Annotated in this window: 15 protein-coding genes; 5 read left to right on the top strand and 10 right to left on the bottom strand. The window is 72.8% G+C overall.

All coding sequences use genetic code 11. The features are described 5' to 3' along the window. Positions 1-118 precede the first annotated feature (118 nt). From murD to rsmH, 7 genes are all read right to left on the bottom strand, one after another. Positions 119-1546, bottom strand: coding sequence for a UDP-N-acetylmuramoyl-L-alanine--D-glutamate ligase (murD, locus tag AC3IX6_RS27990; RefSeq protein WP_489365674.1), 1428 nt, complete (start codon positions 1544-1546; stop codon positions 119-121). Continuing rightward, positions 1528-2598, bottom strand: coding sequence for a phospho-N-acetylmuramoyl-pentapeptide-transferase (gene mraY / locus AC3IX6_RS27985; protein WP_489365672.1), 1071 nt, complete (start codon positions 2596-2598; stop codon positions 1528-1530). Before mraY ends, murD begins: the two co-directional genes overlap by 19 nt. Beyond that, positions 2595-4013, bottom strand: a complete 1419-nt coding sequence (locus tag AC3IX6_RS27980) for a UDP-N-acetylmuramoyl-tripeptide--D-alanyl-D-alanine ligase (RefSeq protein WP_489365670.1) — start codon at positions 4011-4013, stop codon at positions 2595-2597. The genes mraY and AC3IX6_RS27980 overlap by 4 nt, the downstream gene beginning before the upstream one ends. Then, positions 4010-5710: a UDP-N-acetylmuramoyl-L-alanyl-D-glutamate--2,6-diaminopimelate ligase gene (locus AC3IX6_RS27975; RefSeq protein WP_489365669.1), complete on the bottom strand. Its 1701-nt coding sequence runs from the start codon at positions 5708-5710 to the stop codon at positions 4010-4012. The genes AC3IX6_RS27980 and AC3IX6_RS27975 overlap by 4 nt, the downstream gene beginning before the upstream one ends. A 46-nt stretch (positions 5711-5756) precedes the next feature. Further along, positions 5757-7766, bottom strand: a complete 2010-nt coding sequence (locus AC3IX6_RS27970; protein WP_489365667.1) for a peptidoglycan D,D-transpeptidase FtsI family protein — start codon at positions 7764-7766, stop codon at positions 5757-5759. Between the two features lie 120 nt (positions 7767-7886). Further along, positions 7887-8399: a cell division protein FtsL gene (ftsL, locus tag AC3IX6_RS27965; protein WP_489365665.1), complete on the bottom strand. Its 513-nt coding sequence runs from the start codon at positions 8397-8399 to the stop codon at positions 7887-7889. Next, on the bottom strand, positions 8396-9325 hold the full coding sequence (rsmH, locus tag AC3IX6_RS27960; RefSeq protein WP_250743824.1) for a 16S rRNA (cytosine(1402)-N(4))-methyltransferase RsmH: 930 nt from the start codon (positions 9323-9325) through the stop codon (positions 8396-8398). The genes ftsL and rsmH overlap by 4 nt, the downstream gene beginning before the upstream one ends. Before the next feature lie 341 nt (positions 9326-9666). On the opposite strand from rsmH, the gene AC3IX6_RS27955 reads away from it, so the two are divergent. The 4 genes from AC3IX6_RS27955 to AC3IX6_RS27940 all read left to right on the top strand — a co-directional run bounded on the left by AC3IX6_RS27955 (position 9667) and on the right by AC3IX6_RS27940 (position 15245). After that, positions 9667-10218: a beta-class carbonic anhydrase gene (locus AC3IX6_RS27955; RefSeq protein ID WP_383950543.1), complete on the top strand. Its 552-nt coding sequence runs from the start codon at positions 9667-9669 to the stop codon at positions 10216-10218. 166 nt (positions 10219-10384) lie between these two features. Beyond that, positions 10385-11395, top strand: a complete 1011-nt coding sequence (locus tag AC3IX6_RS27950) for an AAA family ATPase (protein WP_383950546.1) — start codon at positions 10385-10387, stop codon at positions 11393-11395. Beyond that, a complete protein-coding gene (locus AC3IX6_RS27945) occupies positions 11395-12813 on the top strand; it encodes a DUF58 domain-containing protein (protein ID WP_489365662.1) in 1419 nt (472 codons plus the stop codon). Before AC3IX6_RS27950 ends, AC3IX6_RS27945 begins: the two co-directional genes overlap by 1 nt. Continuing rightward, positions 12810-15245 (top strand): transglutaminase TgpA family protein, encoded by a 2436-nt coding sequence (locus tag AC3IX6_RS27940; RefSeq protein WP_489365660.1) that lies wholly within the window; start codon positions 12810-12812, stop codon positions 15243-15245. The genes AC3IX6_RS27945 and AC3IX6_RS27940 overlap by 4 nt, the downstream gene beginning before the upstream one ends. A 336-nt stretch (positions 15246-15581) precedes the next feature. Here AC3IX6_RS27940 and AC3IX6_RS27935 read toward each other — a convergent pair whose 3' ends face one another. From AC3IX6_RS27935 to AC3IX6_RS27925, 3 genes are read right to left on the bottom strand one after another with little or no spacing between them, the layout of a single operon-like run. After that, positions 15582-16214 (bottom strand): TetR/AcrR family transcriptional regulator, encoded by a 633-nt coding sequence (locus AC3IX6_RS27935; RefSeq protein WP_489365659.1) that lies wholly within the window; start codon positions 16212-16214, stop codon positions 15582-15584. 36 nt (positions 16215-16250) lie between these two features. After that, the gene (locus AC3IX6_RS27930) at positions 16251-18335 is read right to left on the bottom strand and encodes a YhgE/Pip family protein (RefSeq protein WP_489365657.1); all 2085 of its coding nucleotides are present in this window, start codon (positions 18333-18335) and stop codon (positions 16251-16253) included. Next, positions 18307-19194 carry an ATP-binding cassette domain-containing protein gene (locus AC3IX6_RS27925; RefSeq protein ID WP_489365655.1) on the bottom strand — a complete coding sequence of 296 codons (888 nt, stop codon included), beginning with the start codon at positions 19192-19194 and terminating at the stop codon, positions 18307-18309. The genes AC3IX6_RS27930 and AC3IX6_RS27925 overlap by 29 nt, the downstream gene beginning before the upstream one ends. A gap of 231 nt (positions 19195-19425) precedes the next feature. On the opposite strand from AC3IX6_RS27925, the gene AC3IX6_RS27920 reads away from it, so the two are divergent. After that, a complete protein-coding gene (locus AC3IX6_RS27920; protein WP_489365653.1) occupies positions 19426-19923 on the top strand; it encodes an SAV_6107 family HEPN domain-containing protein in 498 nt (165 codons plus the stop codon). Position 19924 lies beyond the last annotated feature (1 nt).

Below are 19924 nucleotides of genomic sequence, written 5' to 3'. Positions count from 1 at the left end.
GTGGACGGCCGCCGCCCCGGCAGCACTTGCTTGGCCGGCATCTGTGATCTTCCCCTCCAACTCGTACGAGGCGAGCAGCCGGTCGGCCGGAGGGAACCTGCCCTGGATCGAGCCGGACCTAGGCCTGCTCGGCGGCCAGTTCGCGCACCGCGTCGGCGAACGCGTCCCCACGCTTGCTGTAGTTCGCGAACATGTCCATCGAGGCACAGGCAGGTGCCAGCAGAACCGTGTCCCCGGGCTCCGCGAGCCCGGCCGCTTCCCGGACCGCCGCGAGCATCGCCCCAGTGTCGGTCCGTGCGAGGTCCACGACCGGGACCTCCGGGGCGTGTCGCGCCAGTGCCTCGGCGATCAGGGCCCGGTCGGCGCCGATCAGTACGACGCCCCGCAGCCGCTTCGCGGCCTTCTGCACGAGCTCGTCGAAGGTCGCGCCCTTGGCGAGGCCGCCGGCGATCCAGACCACGGGCTCGAAGGCCGCCAGGGAGGCTTCCGCGGCGTGGGTGTTGGTGGCCTTGGAGTCGTCGACGTACGTGACTCCGGCCACCTCGTCCACGTGGCTGACCCGGTGGGCGTCCGGACGGAAGTCGCGCAGTCCGTCGCGGATGGCGCGCGGCTCCACGCCGAAGGCGCGGGCCAGGGCCGCGGCCGCGAGGGCGTTGGCGATGTTGTGCGGGGCCGGCGGGTTGACGTCCGCGACCTCGGCGAGTTCCTGGGCGTTCTTCTGCCGGTTCTCCACGAAGGCCCGGTCGACGAGGATGCCGTCGACGACGCCGAACATGGAGGGTCCGGGGGCACCGAGGGTGAAGCCGATGGCCCGGCAGCCCTCTTCCACGTCCGCCTCGACGACGAGGTCCTCGGTGGCCTTGTCCGCTGCGTTGTAGACGCAGGCCACCGTGTTGCCCTCGTAGATCCGGCCCTTGTCGGCGGCGTACGCCTCCATCGAGCCGTGCCAGTCGAGGTGGTCCGGGGCCAGGTTCAGGACGGCCGCGGAGTGGGGGCGCACCGAGGGCGCCCAGTGCAGCTGGTAGCTGGAGAGCTCGACGGCGAGCACGTCGTACTGCTCCTCGCCGAGCACCACGTCGATGATCGGGGTGCCGATGTTGCCGACGGCCGCGGTCCTGAGGCCGGCGGCCTTCAGGATCGAGGCGAGCATCTGCGTGGTGGTGGTCTTGCCGTTGGTGCCGGTGATCGCCAGCCAGGGGGCGGCGTCAGGACCGCGCAGCAGCCAGGCGATCTCGACGTCGCCCACGACGTCCACGCCGGCCGCGGCCGCGGCCGCGAAGAGCGGGCTGTCGGGCTTCCAGCCGGGCGAGGTGACGACCAGTTCGGCGCCCTCGGGCAGGGTCAGCGCGTCGCCCAGGCGTACGGAGATGCCCGCCGCCTCCAGCTCCGCGGCCCGTGCGCGGTGGCCCTCGCTGTCGCCGCCGTCCACGACGGTGACGACCGCGCCGAGCCCGGCCAGGGCGCGCGCGGCGCTGATGCCGCTCACGCCGAGGCCGGCGACGGTGATGTTCTTGCCGTGCCAGGCGGTCACTTGTCGGCTGCCCATCCCGCGTAGAAGACTCCGAGGCCCACGATCACGCACATGCCCTGGATGATCCAGAACCGGACGACGACCAGGACTTCCGACCACCCCTTGAGTTCGAAGTGGTGCTGGAGCGGTGCCATCCGGAAGACGCGCTTGCCGGTCAGCTTGAAGGAGCCGACCTGGATGACGACCGACATGGTGATCAGGACGAAGAGGCCGCCGAGGAGCGCCATCAGGAACTCCGTGCGGGAGCAGATCGCCAGGCCGGCGAGCGCGCCGCCGAGGGCCAGCGATCCGGTGTCGCCCATGAAGATCTTGGCGGGCGAGGTGTTCCACCACAGGAAGCCGAAGCAGGCGCCCATCAGGGCGGCCGCGACGACCGCGAGGTCCAGTGGATCTCGCACTTCGAAACAGGCGTTCGGGTTGGTCAGGGTCTGCGCGTTGGCGCAGGACTCCTGGTACTGCCAGACGCCGATGAAGGTGTAGGCACCGAAGACCATCACGGCGGCGCCGGTGGCCAGGCCGTCGAGACCGTCGGTGAGGTTCACGCCGTTGGACATCGCCAGGATCATGAACAGCGCCCAGACCACGAACAGCACCGGGCCGATCGACCAGCCGAAGTCCGTGACGAACGACAGCTTGGTGGAGGCCGGGGAGAGATCGCGCGCGTCCTTGAACTGCAGCGAGAGCACCGCGAAGGCGATGCCGACGATCAGCTGGCCGGCCATCTTGGCCTTGGCCCGCAGACCGAGCGAACGCTGCTTGACGATCTTGATGTAGTCGTCGAGGAAGCCGACCACGCCCATGCCCGCCATCAGCATGAGCACGAGCACGCCCGAGAAGGTCGGCTGGCTTCCGGTGATCACCTTGGTGAGGGCGTACGCGATCAGCGTGGCCAGGATGAAGGAGATGCCGCCCATGGTGGGCGTGCCCTTCTTCCCGGCGTGACCGCGCGGCCCGTCGTCCCGGATGAACTGGCCGTAGCCCTTGCGGGCCAGACCCTTGATCAGCAGCGGGGTGCCGATGAGCGTGAGGAAGAGTCCGATGACTCCGGAGAACAGGATCTGCCTCATCGGCCGGCGACCTCGCCGTCGAGCAGGGCCTGGGCCACCCGCTCCAGGCCGGCTGACCTGGAAGCCTTCACCAGCACGACGTCTCCCGGGCGCAGTTCACTGCGCAACAGGTCGACCGCCGCCTGCGCGTCGGACACGAGCACCGACTCCTCACCCCACGAACCCTCGTTATATGCGCCCAGTTGCAGCCAGGAGGCTTCCCTGCCCCCGACCGCGACCAGCTTGCTCACGTTGAGCCGGACGACAAGCCGTCCGACCGCGTCGTGCTCGGCGAGCGCGTCGTCTCCGAGCTCGGCCATCGGGCCGAGCACCGCCCACGTGCGGCCCCCGTTCGCCTTGGCGGCACCGCCCATCGCGGCGAGTGCGCGCAGTGCGGCCCGCATGGACTCGGGGTTTGCGTTGTAGGCGTCGTTGACGATCGTCACACCGTCCGCCCGCTCGGTGACCTCCATCCGCCACCGGGACAGGCTGCCCGCCCCGGAGAGCGCGGTGGCGATCTCCTCGACTGACATGCCCAGTACGTGGGCGACGGCGGCCGCGGCGAGCGCGTTCGACACGTGGTGCTCACCGTACAGCCGCAAGGTCACGTCGCTGCACCCGGTCGGTGTTCGCAATGTGAAGGAAGGCTGTCCTCTGTCCGTCATCCGGACTTCGGTGGCCCGGATGTCGGCGTCCTCGGCCTCGCCGAAGAGCACCGTACGGGCCTTCGTGCGCCCGGCCATGGCACGTACCAGCAGGTCATCGGCGTTGAGGACGGCGATGCCGCCCTCCGCCTCGGACGGCAGGGCCTCGACGAGCTCGCCCTTGGCCTGCGCGATCTGCTCCCGGCCGCCGAACTCCCCGATGTGCGCGGTGCCGACGTTGAGGACCAGACCGATGCGCGGGGGCGTCAGTCCGGTGAGGTAGGCGATGTGGCCGATGCCGCGGGCGCCCATCTCCAGGACCAGGTGCTGCGTGTCCTCGGTGACCCGCAGCGTCGTGATCGGCAGGCCGATCTCGTTGTTGAGGTTCCCGGGGGTCCACACGGTCGGCGCGTGGTGCTGCAGGACCTGGGCGATCAGGTCCTTGGTGGAGGTCTTGCCGGCGGAGCCGGTGAGGGCCACGACGTCGGTGCCCAGCCGTTCGACGACGGCCCGGGCGAGCGCGCCGAGGGCGGCCACCACGTCGGGGACGACGATGGCCGGGACGCCGACGGGCCGGGTCGCTAGCACGCCCACCGCGCCGGCGGCCAGGGCGCGTTCGGCATAGTCGTGGCCGTCCACCCGCTCCCCGACGAAGGCGGCGAACAGGCTGCCGGCCTGGACCTCGCGGGAGTCGTAGACCACGGGACCGGTGACCATGACGGACGGATCCGGTATGTCGTGGGGCTGCCCGCCGGTGATGTCGGCGATCTCGGCGAGGGAAAGGGCGATCACTGGTTCACCTCGGCCTGTCGGGGACGCTGGCGTGCTTGGGTCTCGATGGCCGCGCGCAGGACCGCCCGGTCGTCGAAGGGGCGTACGACGCCCGCGGTGTCCTGACCCTGCTCGTGGCCCTTGCCGGCCACCAGCACGGTGTCTCCCGCCTCGGCGCGCGCGACGGCGGTGGCGATGGCCGCCGCCCGGTCGGCGTCGACGAGGACCGTGCCCCGCTCGGCGGGCGGCACGGACACGGCGCCCCGGAACATCGCGGCGAGGATCGCGAGCGGGTCCTCGGAGCGCGGGTTGTCGGAGGTCAGTACGGCGGTGTCGGCGAACCGGGCCGCCGCGGCGCCCATCGGGGCCCGCTTGGTGGTGTCGCGGTCGCCGCCGCAGCCGATCACGACGTGCAGCTTGCCGGTGGTGACCTCGCGCAGGGCCCGCAGGACCGATTCGACGGCGTCCGTCTTGTGCGCGTAGTCCACGACGGCCAGGTACGGCTGTCCCGCGTCGACCCGCTCCAGCCGGCCGGGCACCCCGGGGACCGCGGCGACGCCGTCGGCGGCGGTCTGCGGGTCGAGGCCGGCGGCGGCGAGCGTGACGATGGCGGCGACGGTGTTGGCCACGTTGAACGGGCCGGGCAGCGGGGCGGTCGCCCGGACCCGCTCCCCCGCCGGACCCACCAGGATCAGGGTCGAGTCCATGTGCCGCGAGACCACGTCCTCGGCCCGCCAGTCGGCCGCCGGGTCGCCCGCGGCGGAGAACGTGACGACCGGGATCGGCGACTCCTTGGCCAGGCGACGGCCGTACTCGTCGTCGATGTTGACCACGCCGAGGCGGGCGCGGCGCTCGGTGAAGAGCTGCGCCTTGGCCTGGAAGTAGTCCTCCATGTCGGAGTGGAACTCCATGTGCTCCGGGCTCAGGTTGTTGAAGACGGCCACGTCGAAGACGCAGCCGTCGACCCGGCCGAGCACCAGGGCGTGGCTGGAGACCTCCATGGCGACCGCCTCGACCCCGCGTTCGCGCATGACCGCGAACAGCGCCTGCAGGTCGGTGGCCTCGGGGGTGGTGCGCTCGGACTTGATGCGCTCGTCGCCGACGCGCATCTCGACGGTGCCGATGAGCCCCGTCGTGCGTCCGCCGCCGCGCAGGCCGCCCTCGACGAGGTACGCCGTGGTGGTCTTGCCGGAGGTGCCGGTGATGCCGATCTGGAGCAGGGCCTCGCCCGGCCGTCCGTAGACCGCGGCGGCCAGTTCTCCCATCCGGCCGCGCGGGTCGGCGACGGCGAGGACCGGGAGTCCGGTGGCCGCGGCGCGCTCCGCGCCGGCCGGGTCGGTCAGCACGGCGGCGGCGCCGAGGGATGCCGCCTGCGCGGCGAAGTCCGCGCCGTGCAGCTTGGCGCCCGGCAGGGCCGCGTACAGGTCTCCGGGGCGCACGGCGCGCGAATCGTGCGTGATGCCGGTGATCCGCGTCATCGCGCCGGGGGTTTCCACTCCCAGCAGCTCCGCCAGCTCGCCGAGCGGGGTCGGGCGGACGGACAGGGGACGTGGCGCTCCCGGCGGCGCTGCCGGTGCGTCGTTCTGGGTGGTTCTGGGCTGATCAGCGTGGGGCACGGCGGTGAGCGTACCGGGCGCGGCGGGCCGCTCGCCAAGCGAGGGCCCGCCCTCGGGGGCGGCGGACGCGTGGTTCCCGGATTCGGGGGTGATCGTTGTCACTGATGGTGCCTCACGCTTTTCTGGGGCGGGCCGGCCGGGACCGCGGTCACTGGCCCGGCTGCGGGCTCGGCTGGGGGCCGGGCTGCGCGCCGGGTTCGTAGGTGACCGGGAGTCCGGCGGGGGCGGTTCCGGTGGGAGCGATCTGGAGGGTTTTGAGGGCGAACTCCATGACCTTCTTGTAGATGGGACCGCAGATCTGGCCACCGAAGTAACTGCCCTTGGTGGGGTTCTGGATGGCGCAGTAGACGGTGATGCGGGGATTGTCCGCGGGTGCGAAGCCCGCGAAGGAAGCGGTGTAGCCCTTGTAGCGGCCGGTGGCCGGATCCACCCGGTTGGATGTGCCCGTCTTGCCGCCGACCCGGTAGCCGGGGATCCGCGCCTTGGTGCCGGTGCCCTCCTGGTCGTCGACCACCGACTCCAGCATTTCCGCGAGGGTCTTGGCGGTCTCCTTGCTGACCACCTGGTTCTTCGCGGGCGCCGGGGCCGGGGTGAAGCGGCCGTCGGGTCCCTTGGTGCCGCGGACCAGGGTCGGGGCGATGCGGACCCCGCCGTTGGCGATGGTCGAGTACACGGAGGCCGCCTGCATGGCGTTGAGGGACAGGCCCTGGCCGAAGGGGATCGTGTACTGCTGTGAAGTGGACCAGTCCTCGGGCTTGGCGAGGATGCCCCGGGATTCGCCGGGGTAGTTGAGGCCGGTGGGCCGGCCGATGCCGAACTTGTCCAGGTACGAGTACAGGACCTTGTTGGACTCGGGCTGCGTCGGGCCGAGCTGGCCGGTGGCCAGGATGGTGCCGATGTTGGAGGACTTGGCCAGGACCCCGTTGAGGGTCAGGTACCAGGTCGGGTGGTCGATGTCGTCCTTGAAGAGCCGGTCGCCGCGGTGCAGCCGGTTGGGGACCTCGACGTGGGTGTCGGGTCCGGCCTTCTTCTCCTCCAGGACGGCCGCCATCGACATCACCTTGGCGGTGGAGCCGGGCTCGTACACGTCCTGGAGCGCGGCGTTGCCCATGGCGGCGGAGCTTGCCTTGGAGAGGTCGTTGGGGTCGAAGCCCGGGGCGTTGGCCATGGCGAGGACCTCGCCGGTGGTCGTGTCCTGGACGATGACGTACCCGCGGTCGGCCTCCGACTTGGCGACCTGCTCGGTGATGGCGCTCTGCGCGGCCCACTGGATGTCGCGGTCGATGGTCAGCTCGATGTCCTCGCCGGGCACGGCGGGCTTCTCGCTGGATCCGGCGGTCGGCACGCGGCGGCCGCCCGACTGGGCGTACGTGAGCTCGCCGTCCTTGCCGGACAGCTTCTTGTCGAGGGAGGACTCCAGGCCGCCGCCGCCCTTGCCCTCGGCATTGACGTAACCCAGTATTCCGGCGGCGAGGTCGCCGTTCGGGTACACGCGCTTGCTGCTGTTCTCGTTGAACACGCCGGCCAGGACGTTGGCGCCGGGGCCGTTGTTCCTCTTGTCGGCGGTCGCCTTCTCGGCGAACACCTTCTTGAGGTCCTTGATCTGGTTCCAGACCTGGGGGGTCTGGCGGCGGGCGAGGACGACGTAGCGGGTGTTCTTCGTCTTCAGGCGCGCGGTGAGCTCCTTGGCGTCCTTGCCGAGGATCGGCGCGAGGAGCGCGGCCGCCTGCTCGGGGGCGTCCGGGGCCTTGCTCTCCTGCACGGTGAACATGTGCGGGTCCGCGGTGATGTCGTACGCGTCCACGCTGGTGGCGAGCGCCACGCCCTTGCGGTCGGTGATCTCCCCGCGCTCGGCGGCCAGGGTGTAGCTGGCGAAGCGGTTCTCCGAGGCCTTGGCGGAGTACGCGGACGCGTCGACGGCCTGCACCTGGAGCAGCCGTACGACGAACACCAGCATCACCATCGTCAGCCCGACGCTGACCAGCCGCAGCCGGGGCTTGGGGGCGCCGAGCCGGATCGTGTGCGGTTTGCGTGCGGGGGCGGGCCTGCGGGTGGCGGGCCTGGCGGCCGGCCGCGCCGAAGCCCGCGCCCGGTCCCCGCCGGGCCGGGGCCGCCCGGGCCCGGGCACCCGCCGCCGCGGCGGCTCCTGCGGGCTCACGCGGCGGCCCCCTGGGAGCGTGCGGAACCCGGCTGCGCCGGGGCCCCTGGGGCTCCGCCCCAGACCCCGCTCCTCAAATGCCGGAGGGGCTGGACTGTGGCAGGGGTACGCGTCACGACGTCACCGTCCAGGGCTCTGGGAGGGCTGAGTGGCTCCGCCCGACGGGGCGGCGGGGGCGGCGGCGCCCGAGGGGGCCGGGTCCGGGGAGCCGGCCGGGCTGGGGACGGCCGCGCCCGGGGAGGGCGAGACCGGCGGGGCGGACGCCGGGGGCGCCGGGGGCGGCGGGGGCGGCGGCTCGGCGGCCGGCGAAGCGGTCCCGGCGACCTTGCCGTCGGGCCCGATGAACACCGGGCTGCCGCCCGGCACGAGACCGAGCTCGTGCGCCCGCCGCTGCAACGCGTCGGGCGCCGAGTAGGCGTCCACGTCCCGTTGCAGCGCCTGCTCCTCGTCGGTGAGCGTGGTGGTCTCCCGCTTCAGCTTGCTCAGCTGGAAGGAGCCCTGGTTCAGCGCCGAGTTCAGGAGCAGCAGGCTGATCAGCCCGCCGCCGAGCAGCGCCACGACCAGCAGGACGAACGGGGTCCGCGCCGCCTGTCCGGCGACCGGTCCCCCCAGCACCCGCCCCAGGCGTTTCACAGCCGCGCCTCCCGGATGCGTTCCACCCCGCGGCAGCGGGCCGGCGCCGCACGCCGGTTCTCCGCGATCTCTTCCTCGGTCGGCAGCTCCGCACCGCGCGTCAGCAGCTTCAGCTTCGGCTGGTACTTCTCCGGTACGACCGGCAGCCCGGGCGGGGCCGTCGAGGTCGCGCCGGCGGCGAAGACCTGCTTGACGAGGCGGTCCTCCAGCGACTGGTACGAGAGCACCACGATCCGGCCGCCGACCGCGATCCGGTCCACGGCCGCGGGGATCGCCCGCTCCAGTCCGGACAGCTCGCCGTTGACCTCGATGCGCAGGGCCTGGAAGGTGCGCTTGGCCGGGTTGCCGCCGGTCCGCTTCGCCGCCTGCGGCAGGGAGTCGCGGATCAGTTCGACGAGGCGCGCGCTGTTGGTGAAGGGGTCCTTGTCGCGCTCGCGCACCACCGCGGACACGATCCGCTTGGCCTGCTTCTCCTCGCCGTACTGGCGCAGGATGCGGACCAGCTCGCCGGGTGCGTAGGTGTTGAGGACCTCGGCCGCGCTGATGCCCGTCGTCTGGTCCATCCGCATGTCGAGCGGGGCGTCCTGCGCGTAGGCGAAGCCGCGGTCGGCCTCGTCCAGCTGCATGGAGGAGACGCCGAGGTCGAAGAGGATGCCCTGCACGGTGGGAATGCGCAGGCCGTCCAGTACGTCGGCCAGGTCGGCGTAGATGGCGTGGACGAGGGTGACCCGGTCCCCGAAGGGCGCAAGGCGCTCCCCGGAGAGGCGCAGGGCTTCCTTGTCGCGGTCCAGGCCGATCAGGTGGGCCTCGGGGAACCGGGTGAGCAGGGCCTCGCTGTGCCCGCCGAGGCCGAGGGTGCAGTCGACGACGACGGCCCCGGGCCTCTCCAGTGCCGGGGCCAACAGGTCCAGGCACCGCTGGAGCATCACCGGGACGTGTCGGGACTCGCTAGTCAAAGCGCCCTCTCAGATAACGGCGCGGCAGGCATACGCCGCGCCGCGCACGCGGAGTCTTACCAAAGGGCCGGGCGGCCGGTCAGGGCCGGGCTCCGGCCGGTTCGCGTCACTTTAGTGCAACGGTCGCCGCGGTCAACGAACCGCCCCGCGCGCCGTGCGCCCCGCTGTGACCGAAGCGGCAAAAGCCGCGAATCACCCGGATGGCCGCGTGCGCCTCACCCCTGTGGGTTAGCTCACAACAGGATCAAGTGACCTTCTTTGTCCACCCTCACTCGATGCTCATGCGCCCTGTGACCACTAACGTCGTAACCATGACGACTTCCGTACCTCTGCCCGCCGCCTCCGCGCCCCAGGCCGCCGAGGAGCTCTCCGTCACCGACCGCCTCGTCGACTCGAACCGCGCCTACGCCGCGAAGTTCGCCGACCCCGGCATGGACGCCCGCCCGGTCCTCCAGGTGGCCGTCGTGGCCTGTATGGACGCCCGCCTCGACCTGCACGCCGCCCTCGGCCTGGAGCTGGGCGATTGTCACACGATCCGCAACGCCGGCGGGGTGGTCACCGACGACACCATCCGCTCCCTCACCATCAGCCAGCGGGCGCTCGGCACCCGCACGGTGATACTCATCCACCACACCGGCTGCGGTCTCGAAAGCCTGACCGAGGACTTCCGGCACGAGCTGGAGGACGAGGTCGGCCAGCGCCCCGCCTGGGCCGTCGAGGCCTTCCGCGACGTGGACCAGGACGTCCGCCAGTCCATGCAGCGGGTCCGCACGAACCCTTTCCTGCCCCACAAGGACGATGTGCGAGGCTTCGTCTTCGACGTGCACACCGGCCTCCTGCGGGAGATCGATCCCACCTCTTGAGTGACACCAGGGCCAAGCGCCGTCAAGAATGCGGGGAGACGTCACCCGGAAGGACTTCCGGGCCGGTGTCCGCGTTCATGATTGCTCGCGGTTTCTGAGGTGTTTCGGGGTGGGCCGGTCATGCGCCATGGGGCGCCGGCCCTGGGAAAGGGTCGAGGAGAACCAGGTGACCACGTATGACGACCGAGCGAGCCTCGCGGATCTGACCAGCACGGCGCAGCAGGTGCGGGAATCGATCGAAAGCGTGATCGAGGGCAAGCCGGAGGTGGTCCGCCTCGCGCTGACCGTCCTGCTCGCCGAGGGCCACCTGCTGATCGAGGACGTTCCCGGCGTCGGCAAGACGATGCTGGCCAAGGCCCTCGCCAAGTCCATCGACTGTTCGGTGCAGCGCATCCAGTTCACCCCGGACCTGCTGCCCTCGGACATCACCGGCGTGAGCATCTACGACCAGCAGCGTCGGGAGTTCGAGTTCAAGCCGGGCGCGATCTTCGCGCAGATCGTCATCGGCGACGAGATCAACCGCGCCTCCCCCAAGACCCAGTCCGCGCTGCTGGAGTCGATGGAGGAGCGCCAGGTCACCATCGACGGCACCACCTACACGCTGCCGAGCCCCTTCATGGTGGTCGCCACCCAGAACCCGGTGGAGATGGAGGGCACCTACCCCCTCCCCGAGGCCCAGCGCGACCGCTTCATGGCCCGGGTCTCGGTGGGCTACCCCAGCCCCGAGGCCGAGCTCCGGATGCTCGACGTGCACGGCGGGCTCTCCCCGCTCGACGACCTGACGGCCGTCGCGCACGCCCACGACATCGGCAAGCTCATCGAAGCCGTCCGCGAGGTGTACGTGGCCGCGCCCGTGCGCCGCTACGTCGTCGACCTGGTCTCCGCCACCCGCAGCCACCCGGACCTGCGCCTGGGCGCCTCGCCCCGCGCCACCCTGCACCTGCTGCGGGCCGTGAAGGCCTCCGCCGCACTGGCCGGCCGGGACTACGTCCTGCCGGACGACGTGCAGGCCCTGGCCGGACCGGTGCTCGCGCACCGGCTGCTGCCCACCGCGCAGGCCCAGCTGAGCCGGCGCACCGCCGAGCAGGTCGTCGCCGACATCCTCCAGCGCACCCCCGTACCGGCCGCACCCTCGCGCGGCGAGATCCCGCCCGGCGCGGGCATCCGGGGCTTCTGATGAGCGCCGGCGCCCCGCACGGCGCGGGCGGCCGGGGCCCGCAGTCCGCCGGGAGCGCGGCCGGGCTGCGCGCGTCGCTGTCCGGGCTGACCACCCGCGGCCGGTCCTTCCTGGCCGCCGGGATCGCCGCCGGGCTGTGCGCGTACGTCCTCGGCCAGTCCGAGCTGCTCCGGGTCGGACTGCTGCTCGCCGTGCTGCCGCTGCTCTGCGTGCTGGCCCTGCACCGCACCCGCCACCGGGTCTCCGGCACCCGCCGGCTGACCCCGATGCGGGTGCCCGCCGGCGCCGAGGCCCGGGTGCAGCTGCGGCTCGACAACACCTCCCGGATGCCGACCGGGCTGCTGATGCTCCAGGACCGGGTGCCGTACGTCCTGGGGCCCCGGCCGCGCTTCGTCCTGGACCGGGTGGAGCCGGGCGGCCGCCGCGAGGTGTCCTACCGGGTCCGCTCCGATCTGCGCGGCCGCTACCCGCTGGGCCCGCTCCAGCTGCGGCTCACCGACCCCTTCGGACTGGTCGAGCTGACCCGCTCCTTCTCCGCCTACGACACCCTCACCGTCATCCCGCGCACCGAGGCGCTGCCCCTGGTGCGCTTCACCGGCGAGTCCTCCGGCTACGGCGACGGCAGCCGCCGCTCGCTGGCCCTGGCGGGCGAGGACGACGTGATCCCGCGCGGCTACCGGCGCGGCGACGACCTGCGCCGCGTGCACTGGCGCTCCACCGCCCGCTACGGCGAGCTGATGGTGCGCCGCGAGGAGCAGCCGCAGCGCAGCCGGGCCACCGTGCTGCTGGACACCCGGCGCCTCGCCTACGAGGGCGCCGGCCCCGACTCGGCCTTCGAGTGGGCCGTCTCCGCCGCCGCGTCGGCCCTGGTGCACCTGCTGGAGCAGGGCTTCTCGGTGCGGCTGCTGACCGACACCGGGGACTGCGTGCCCCGCGAGGGCGGCGGCTTCACCTCCGGCGGGCAGGAGTCCGCGGAGGCGGCGGGGCTGATGATGGACACCCTCGCGGTGGTCGGACACTCCGACGGCGCGGGCCTCTCGCGGGCCTGCGACGCGGTACGCAGCAACGGCGCCGGCAGCGGCTTCGGCGGAGCGGGCGGGGACGGGCTCCTCATCGCCTTCTTCGGAGACCTGGACGACGTACAGACGGGACTGGCGGCCAAAATGTGCCGGCGCGGAGGCGGCGCCGTGGCGTTCGTACTGGACTCCGCGGACTGGTCCGGCCGGCCGGCCGGGCTGGCTTCGGTCATGGCGCAGGGGCTGCCTCCGCTGGAGGAGCGCCTGGCCGGGCTGCGCGACGCGGGCTGGACGGCGCTGGCCGCCCCGCCCGGGGTGCCCTTCGGGGAGCTGTGGCGCCAGGCGGGCAACGCGCCGATCGGCGCGGCGGGCGGTTCGGGTTCGGCGGGGGGCTGGGGATGAGCGGGCGGGCGAGACTGACGGTCTTCGCGGCTCTGGCGACGCTGTTCACCGCCTGGTCGCTGAACCCGCTGGTGGAATCGGGCGGCTGGATGCCGCAGGCGGCGCTGCTGCTGGTGCTGCAGAGCGCGGTGGGAGCGGGGGCGCGGCGGGTGCCGCTGGCCCGGACGCTGACCGTGGCGGCGCAGGTCCTCGTATCGCTGCTGGCCCTGATGCTGCTGTTCGGCGGGAAGATGCAGTCCGCCACCGGCGACGGGCTGTTCGACTACCTCGTGACGGACTTCGGCGCACTGTTCCGCCAGGGCGTGCAGGACGTGAACGAGTTCTCGATGCCGGCCCCCCTCACGGACGGGATCCGGCTGCTGCTGGTGTCCGGGGTGCTGCTGATCGGGCTGCTGGTGGACCTGCTGGCGGTGACCGTACGGACGGCCGCCGCGGCCGGGCTCCCGCTGCTCGCGCTGTACTCGGTGGCCGCGGGCCTGTCGGGCGCGGCCACCGGCTCCGGCGGCGCCTCCTGGATCTCCTTCCTGCTGGCGGGCTGCGGTTACCTCCTCCTCCTGCTGGCCGAGGGCCGCGACCGGCTCGCCCAGTGGGGCCGGGTCTTCGGCGCGGCCGCGCCGTCATCACGCAGCAAGGTGGCGGCCGGATACTCCAGCGGCGGACAGGCGATCGCCCCGGTGCGCACCGGGCGGCGGATCGGCGCGGTCGCGCTGGGTCTGGCGCTGGCGGTGCCCGCGGTGCTGCCCTCGCTGGGCAGCGGAGTGCTGGGCACGGGCGGCGGCGCGGGCGAGGGCGAGGGCAACGGCCTCGGCCCGTCGATCCAGGCGGTCAACCCGCTGGTCTCCCTGCAGAGCAGCCTGAACACCCAGGACAACCGGGTGGTGCTGCGGTACCGCACGGACACCCAGCAGCTCAGCGAGCAGTACCTGCGGATCCTGGCGCTGGACGAGTTCAACGGCATCAAGTGGGAGGCCTCGGGGCGGGCCCTGACGGACGTCCCGAAGCGGATGCCGAGCCCGCCCGGGGTGAGCGACGGCGTGCTGAACGGCGCGACCGAGGTGCAGACCTTCATCTCCTCGGCGCAGACGTACGCGCAGCGCTACCTGCCGATGCCGTATCCGGCGACGGGGGTGGACATCAGCGGGAAGTGGCGGTTCGAGCCGGCCGGGCGGACGCTCGTCGGGGACCAGCTGGGCAAGGACAAGTTCCAGAACGCCCAGGGCGTCCAGTACACGGTGCGGAGCCTGCTGCTGAACCCGACGGCGGAGCAGCTGCGCAGCGCACCCGCGGCGAATCCGGAGATCGCGGCCGAGTACACGAAGGTGCCGGACAACCTGCCGGCGGTCGTCGTCCAGACGGCCCGCGAGGTGACGCGCGGCACGAAGGACGACTACTCGGCGGCGGTCAAGCTCCAGGACTACTTCGCGGTGAGCGGCGGGTTCCGCTACGACACGAAGGTCTCCTCGGGTACGGGCTCGCAGGCCATCGCCAAGTTCCTCGCCGACAAGGAGGGCTTCTGCGTCCACTTCGCCTTCTCGATGGCCTCGATGGCGCGCACGCTCGGGATCCCGGCGCGGGTCGCGGTCGGGTTCACGCCCGGGGTGAAGCAGGCCGACGGCGTCGTCAACGTCTCGATGCGGGACGCGCACGCCTGGCCCGAGCTGTACTTCGAGGGGGTGGGCTGGACCCGCTTCGAGCCGACGCCCCGGTCGGGCATCACGGTGCCGGACTACAGCCGGCCCGCCACCCCGCAGACCCAGCCGAGCGCGCCGACGGCGGCCCCGTCCGCGAGCGCGGCGCAGCCTTCGGCCGGGCCCTCGACGGCCGACGACTGCCCTCCGGACCAGAAGAAGCTGGGCGAGTGCGGTCCGGCCGCGGCGCAGCGGAACACGGGCGCGAGCGGTGGCGGCCCCTCGGCGGCCACGGTCCTGGCCTGGACGGCCGCGGGCATCCTGCTGCTGGCCCTGCCGCTCCTCCCGTTCCTGTGGCGCGGGCGGCTGCGGGCGCGGCGGCTCGGATCGGGGCAGGTCCTGGCCGCCTGGCGGGAGCTGGGCGACGCGGCGTGGGACGTCGGGATCGTCCCGGACGAGGCGCTGTCCCCCCGGGGGGCGGCGGACCGGGTGGTGACCCTGGGCCGGCTGGATCCGGCGGCGGCCGATGCCGTACGCCGGGTCGCGGGTGCGGTGGAGCGGGCGCTGTACGCCCCGCCGGGGTCGGAGCCCTCGTACGGGGAGCTGGCGCGGGACGTGGGGCGGGCCCGTACGGGGCTCCTCGCGGGGGTCTCCCGATGGGCCCGGCTGCGGGCCCTGTTCCTCCCCCGCTCGGCGGCGCGGCTCGGCTGGGCCGCCTCGGCCCGGTGGTCGGCGCTGACCGGCCGCGCGGCTTCGGCCATGGGCCGCCTCCGCACCCGGCTGCCCCTGCGCGGCCGCGGCTGACGCCGGGTCGGGGACCGGTGCCCTGCGGGGCCGTCCAGCGGCTGCCCGGAACGGGAAGAGGCCGGGGCCGGGGCTCGATCCCCCCGAGCCCCGGCCCCGGCCGTGTTCCCACCCCGTCGGCCAGAGAGACCCGATCCGCACCTGCCGCCCCGTGTCGGCGGTGCGAGCCGGGTCCCTGTCCGTTGCCCCCAGTCTGGCGTGCCGACCACCCGCACCCCATCCGCGCAGATACTCATTTCCGCGTCTAGGTACGGATACTCACCCGCCCCACCAGTTCTACGCGGCCCCGCCGCCCCCGCGGCACCGCCGATCGGGGGTCACCGGCCACGGGAACCGTCAGCGGTTCCCGCTCACCCGGCCCCGAAGCAGGAGCGACAGCGCCGAGTGCACGTCGTCCAGCGACCGCTCGCTCTGGAAGGACTGCCAGTCGAGCGCGGCCACCAGCACCATCCCCACCAGCGCCGCGGCCGTCAGCGGCACGTCGATCTCCGCGCTGAGCTCACCCCGTTCCACGCCTTCCCGGAGCACCTTCTCCACGACGGCGACGGCCTCCCGCCGGACGACCATCAGGGTGGACTGCCAGGTCCGGTTGGTGCGCCACAGCTCGGCGACGTAGAGCTGGGTGAAGGCGGGGTACCGGTCGATGAAGACCAGTCCGGCCCGGATCATCTCGTCGAGCGCCTCGACCCGGGTCCCGCCCCTGGCCTCGGTCGATTCCGCCGCCGTCCGCAGGGACTCGGTCAGGAGTCCGACCCCGTGCCGCAGCAGCTCCTCGAAGAGGTCGTTCTTGCTGGCGAAGTTGTAGTAGACGGTGCCCTTCGCCACGCCCGCCCGCTCGGCGATCTCCTCGACCGTGGTCGCGGAGAAGCCCTGCTCCGCTATGAGGGTGACGGCTGCTTCGTAGAGCTTCTGCCGTGTGGCCTGGCGGCGGCCGCCGCCCGTGACCGTACCGGTGCTGCTGCTTTCCATGGCGCTGATTCTCACAGGTAGACCTGTCCCTTCGGGCTACAGGCTCAGTTCCGGGCGGAGCCGGTCCATCGTCCACACCTGCTTGCCACGGGCGGCGAGGGCCGTCAGGGCGAGGGCGCCCACCGTGAAGGCGGTGAGGACCGCGCAGCCCTCCCAGACCGGGGCGAGGTCGCCGCCGGTGATGAGCCGGCGCAGGCTCTCGACCACGTACGACATCGGCAGGTAGGGGTGGACGGCGTTGAAGAAGCCGGGGCTGGTCTGGACGGGGTAGGTACCGCCCGCCGAGGTGAGCTGGAGCATCAGGACGGCCAGGACCAGGATCCGGCCGGCGGCGCCGAACTTGGCGTTGAGCCACTGGACGATCGCGGCGAAGCAGCCGGTGACCAGCATCAGGAAGCCGACGGTGAGCGCCGGCCGGGCCATCTGCAGGCCCAGTCCCCAGTGCAGTACGGACATCAGTGCGGCCACCTGCGCGGCGCCGATCCCGGCCACGGGCAGCCAGCCCGCGAGGGCGATCCGCCAGGGCGAGGCTCCGGTGGCGAGCGCGCGCCGGTTCAGCGGTGCGATCAGCATGTAGGCGACCATCGCGCCGACCCAGAGGGAGAGCGGGATGAAGTACGGGGCGAAGCCGGTGCCGTAGTTGGGCGCCTTGTGCAGGGACTGGTTGGCGAGCCGGACCGGGTCGGCCATGACCTCGGTGCGGGCGTCGCGCTGCTGCTGGTCGTAGGCCGGGATCTGCTCCGCGCCGTCGTGCAGGCCGCCGGCGAGTTCGCCGTTGCCGTCGACGAGCTTGACGAGGCCGCCGTCGAGGTCGTGCGCGCCGGCGCCGAGCTTGCCGACGCCCGCACCGAGTTCGCCGGAGCCCTCGGTGGCGGAGCCGATGCCGGTGTGCAGCCGGACCATGCCGTCGGCGACCTTGTGGGCGCCGTCGTTGAGGGCGTTCACCTGGGTGACCGCCGCTTCGAGGTCGGCGGAGAGGCCGGGGGCCTTCGTGACGAGGAGGCGGGCTTCGCGCTCCAGGTCGCCGAGCTGCTTGTGGAGGGTGGCGAGGTCGCCGTTCGCGTTCTTGAGGAGGGTGTCCACGTCACCGGCGAGTTCGGCGGCTTCGGCGGCGTCGTCCTTGAGCCGCTTCAGCTGCGGGCAGGTTTCGGGGACCGGCTTGGCGCCGGTGGTACAGGTCTTCGTGTAGACCTCGGCGGCTCCGGTGGAGACGCGCTGGGTGACGGTGGCGGCGGCCGGAGCCGCCTTGGCGAAGGCTTCGAGGTGCTTGTCGACGACCTGGGCGGTGTCGGCGACGAGTTCGGCGCTGTCCGCGAGGCTCTTGGGGTCCTTCAGGAAGGGGCGGGCCTTGTCGGCGGCGCCGCCGACCTTGTCGGCGAGCTTCTGGGTGCCGGCCGCGACGTCCTTGGCACCCGTTTCCAGCTGTCCGGCGGCCCCGTTCAGCTTCTTCAGCCCTCCGGTGAGCTCGCCGTTCTTCTCCTTCGCCGTGTCCAGGCCGTCGGCGAGGTCCTTGGCGCCCTTCTGTGCCTTGCCCGCCCCGTCCGTGAGCTTGTCGGCTCCGTCGGCGGCTTCGGCGGTCTTGCCGTGGAGGTCGGAGAAGTTGACGAAGATCTTGTCGAGGAAGCCGCGGGAGGCGTTGGTGGACGCCGCCGAGCGGACCTCGGCGAAGACGGTGCGCGAGATCGAGCCGACGATGTAGTTGTTCGCGTCGTTGGTGCGGACCTGGAGGGCTCCGGTGGCGGGGTCCTCGCCGGAGCTGGAGGCGATCTTCGAGCTGAAGTCGGCGGGCATGGTGAGGGAGAGGTAGTAGGTGCCGTTCTCCAGCCCCTTGGCCGCCTCGTCGGCGCTCACCTCGCGCCAGTCGAAGGTCTTGCTGTCGCGCAGCTTGCGGGTGATCTCGCCGCCGGCGTCGATCTGCTTGCCGTCGACGGTGGCGCCCCGGTCGGAGTTGACCAGGGCGACCGGCACCTTGTCGAGGCGGCTGTAGGGGTCCCAGAAGGACCACAGGTACAGGGCTCCGTAGAGCAGCGGCAGCAGGAGCAGCGCGACGAGGGCGGCGCGGGGCAGCTTCCCCCGCCCGAACCGCTTCAGCTCAAGCGCGGCGAGCTTCGGCGAGCGCATCGTCGTCCCCCTTCGTGTCGTGCGGGTCGTGGGCGGCGGCCGTGGTGTCGGTGTCGGCGATGCCGTCGGAGTCGTGCGGGGCGGCGGCCTGGACGCCCCAGGTGACCTTGGAGTCCATGGGCCGGGGCACCACGGCGGATCCCGCGGCCGGGTCGGCGGCGGCCGCCCGGCCCGTGCGCAGGACGGTCGCGTCGGACGGGGCCTCGCTGCACACCGCGAGGACGGTGGTCCCGCGGGCGGCGAGGGAGCGCAGCAGGTCCCAGGCTTCGGCGCGCTCGGTGTCCGAGAGCTTGAGGTCCAGGTCGTCCAGGGCCAGCAGGCGCGGGGAGCCGAGCAGCGCGATGGCCACCGACAGCCGTACGGATTCCAGCCGTTCGAGGTCCCGTACGGAGGTCCGCGGTCCCTTCGGCAAGGTGGCGACGTCCAGGCCGGTGGCGGCCAGGGCGTCGTCGATCCGGGCCGCGGTGGAGGCGCGCCGCTCGCCGCGCGGGCGGAGCAGGGCGCGCACGGGGCCGTCGTAGCGGCGCTGGAGCAGGGCGCCCTCGCGCAGTTGCTCGGCGACGGTGAGGGCCTGGTCGAGGTCGTTGACCCCGGGTACCGGGCCTAGGGCGGCGATGCGGCGGACCGCGGCCATCTTCTTCGGCAGCCGGTGGCGGCCGATCTCGGCGTGGCCCTCGGTGGGCTTCATCCGGCCGGTGAGGGCGAGGAGCAGGCAGGTCCGCCCGCTGCCGGAGGGGCCTTCGATCGCGATGAGCGAGCCGGGCGCCGCGTCGATCCCGATGCCCCGGAACACCCAGCCGCGCGGGCCCTTGACTCCGAAGTCCTCGGCTTTGACGGCCGCGCCGTGCGGGCTGTCCACGCCCTCCCCCTTCTTTTGAACTGACCGGTCAGTTCAAAAACTAGCACCCTCGGCGGCATCCGCTGCGCACCGGGCGGCAGTTGCCCGGCCAGGGCCCCGCACATCGGGGTGAAACCGCAGGTCAGCGCGATTGTCAGTGGGGGCCGTCACGATGGGGACACGCAACAACAGCTCGACCCGTAGGAGCTCCACCAGGCAGCGCGATGCGCACGCAACGACAGGAGGTTCGTCATGGCCACACCGTCCCCGTCCCCTGTCCACCCCGTCCCCCGGAAGTCGTCGGCCGACCCCGCCGCCCTCGACCTGCTCGCCAAGGCCCACGAGGGCCTGGCCGAAGCCGCCCGGCTGACCCGGCCCAACGAGCGGTACGCCACCGCCCATCTCGCCGCGCTGCGCGCCGCCGCGGCCGTCCTCGCCGCGCGCGGGCGGCCCGAGCCGGTGCACCCCCGGCGCAGGCCGCGGATCCGCAGCGCGTGGGAGGTGCTCCCGGAGATAGCGCCCGAACTGACCGAGTGGAGCGCGCTCTTCGCCTCCGGCGCGGCCCGCCGGGCACGGGCGGAGGCCGGCATAGCGGGAGCGGCCACCGGCCGGGACGCGGACGATCTGGTGCGTGCCGTCGCGATGTTCCTGCGCCTGGTGGAGCGGATGCTCGCGCTCCGCCCGCCCGCGCCGGCCGCCCCGGCGCAGAGCCTGCCGCTGCCGCGTACGGAGCGTCCGGACGCGGGATGAC

Source organism: Streptomyces sp. GL_141 (genome assembly GCF_057834385.1).
The sequence above is the reverse complement of the archived record's forward strand: the minus strand, read 5'-3'. Positions and strand labels throughout refer to the sequence as shown.

Excerpts from the sequence above, each read along its gene's own strand:
- AC3IX6_RS27955 (WP_383950543.1), top strand. The coding sequence starts at position 9,667 with ATGACGACTTCCGTACCTCTGCCCGCCGCCTCCGCGCCCCAGGCCGCC.
- AC3IX6_RS27920 (WP_489365653.1), top strand. The coding sequence starts at position 19,426 with ATGGCCACACCGTCCCCGTCCCCTGTCCACCCCGTCCCCCGGAAGTCG.
- AC3IX6_RS27930 (WP_489365657.1), bottom strand. The coding sequence starts at position 18,335 with ATGCGCTCGCCGAAGCTCGCCGCGCTTGAGCTGAAGCGGTTCGGGCGG.
- mraY (WP_489365672.1), bottom strand. The coding sequence starts at position 2,598 with ATGAGGCAGATCCTGTTCTCCGGAGTCATCGGACTCTTCCTCACGCTC.
- murD (WP_489365674.1), bottom strand. The coding sequence starts at position 1,546 with ATGGGCAGCCGACAAGTGACCGCCTGGCACGGCAAGAACATCACCGTC.
- AC3IX6_RS27940 (WP_489365660.1), top strand. The coding sequence starts at position 12,810 with ATGAGCGGGCGGGCGAGACTGACGGTCTTCGCGGCTCTGGCGACGCTG.
- rsmH (WP_250743824.1), bottom strand. The coding sequence starts at position 9,325 with ATGCTCCAGCGGTGCCTGGACCTGTTGGCCCCGGCACTGGAGAGGCCC.
- AC3IX6_RS27945 (WP_489365662.1), top strand. The coding sequence starts at position 11,395 with ATGAGCGCCGGCGCCCCGCACGGCGCGGGCGGCCGGGGCCCGCAGTCC.
- AC3IX6_RS27935 (WP_489365659.1), bottom strand. The coding sequence starts at position 16,214 with ATGGAAAGCAGCAGCACCGGTACGGTCACGGGCGGCGGCCGCCGCCAG.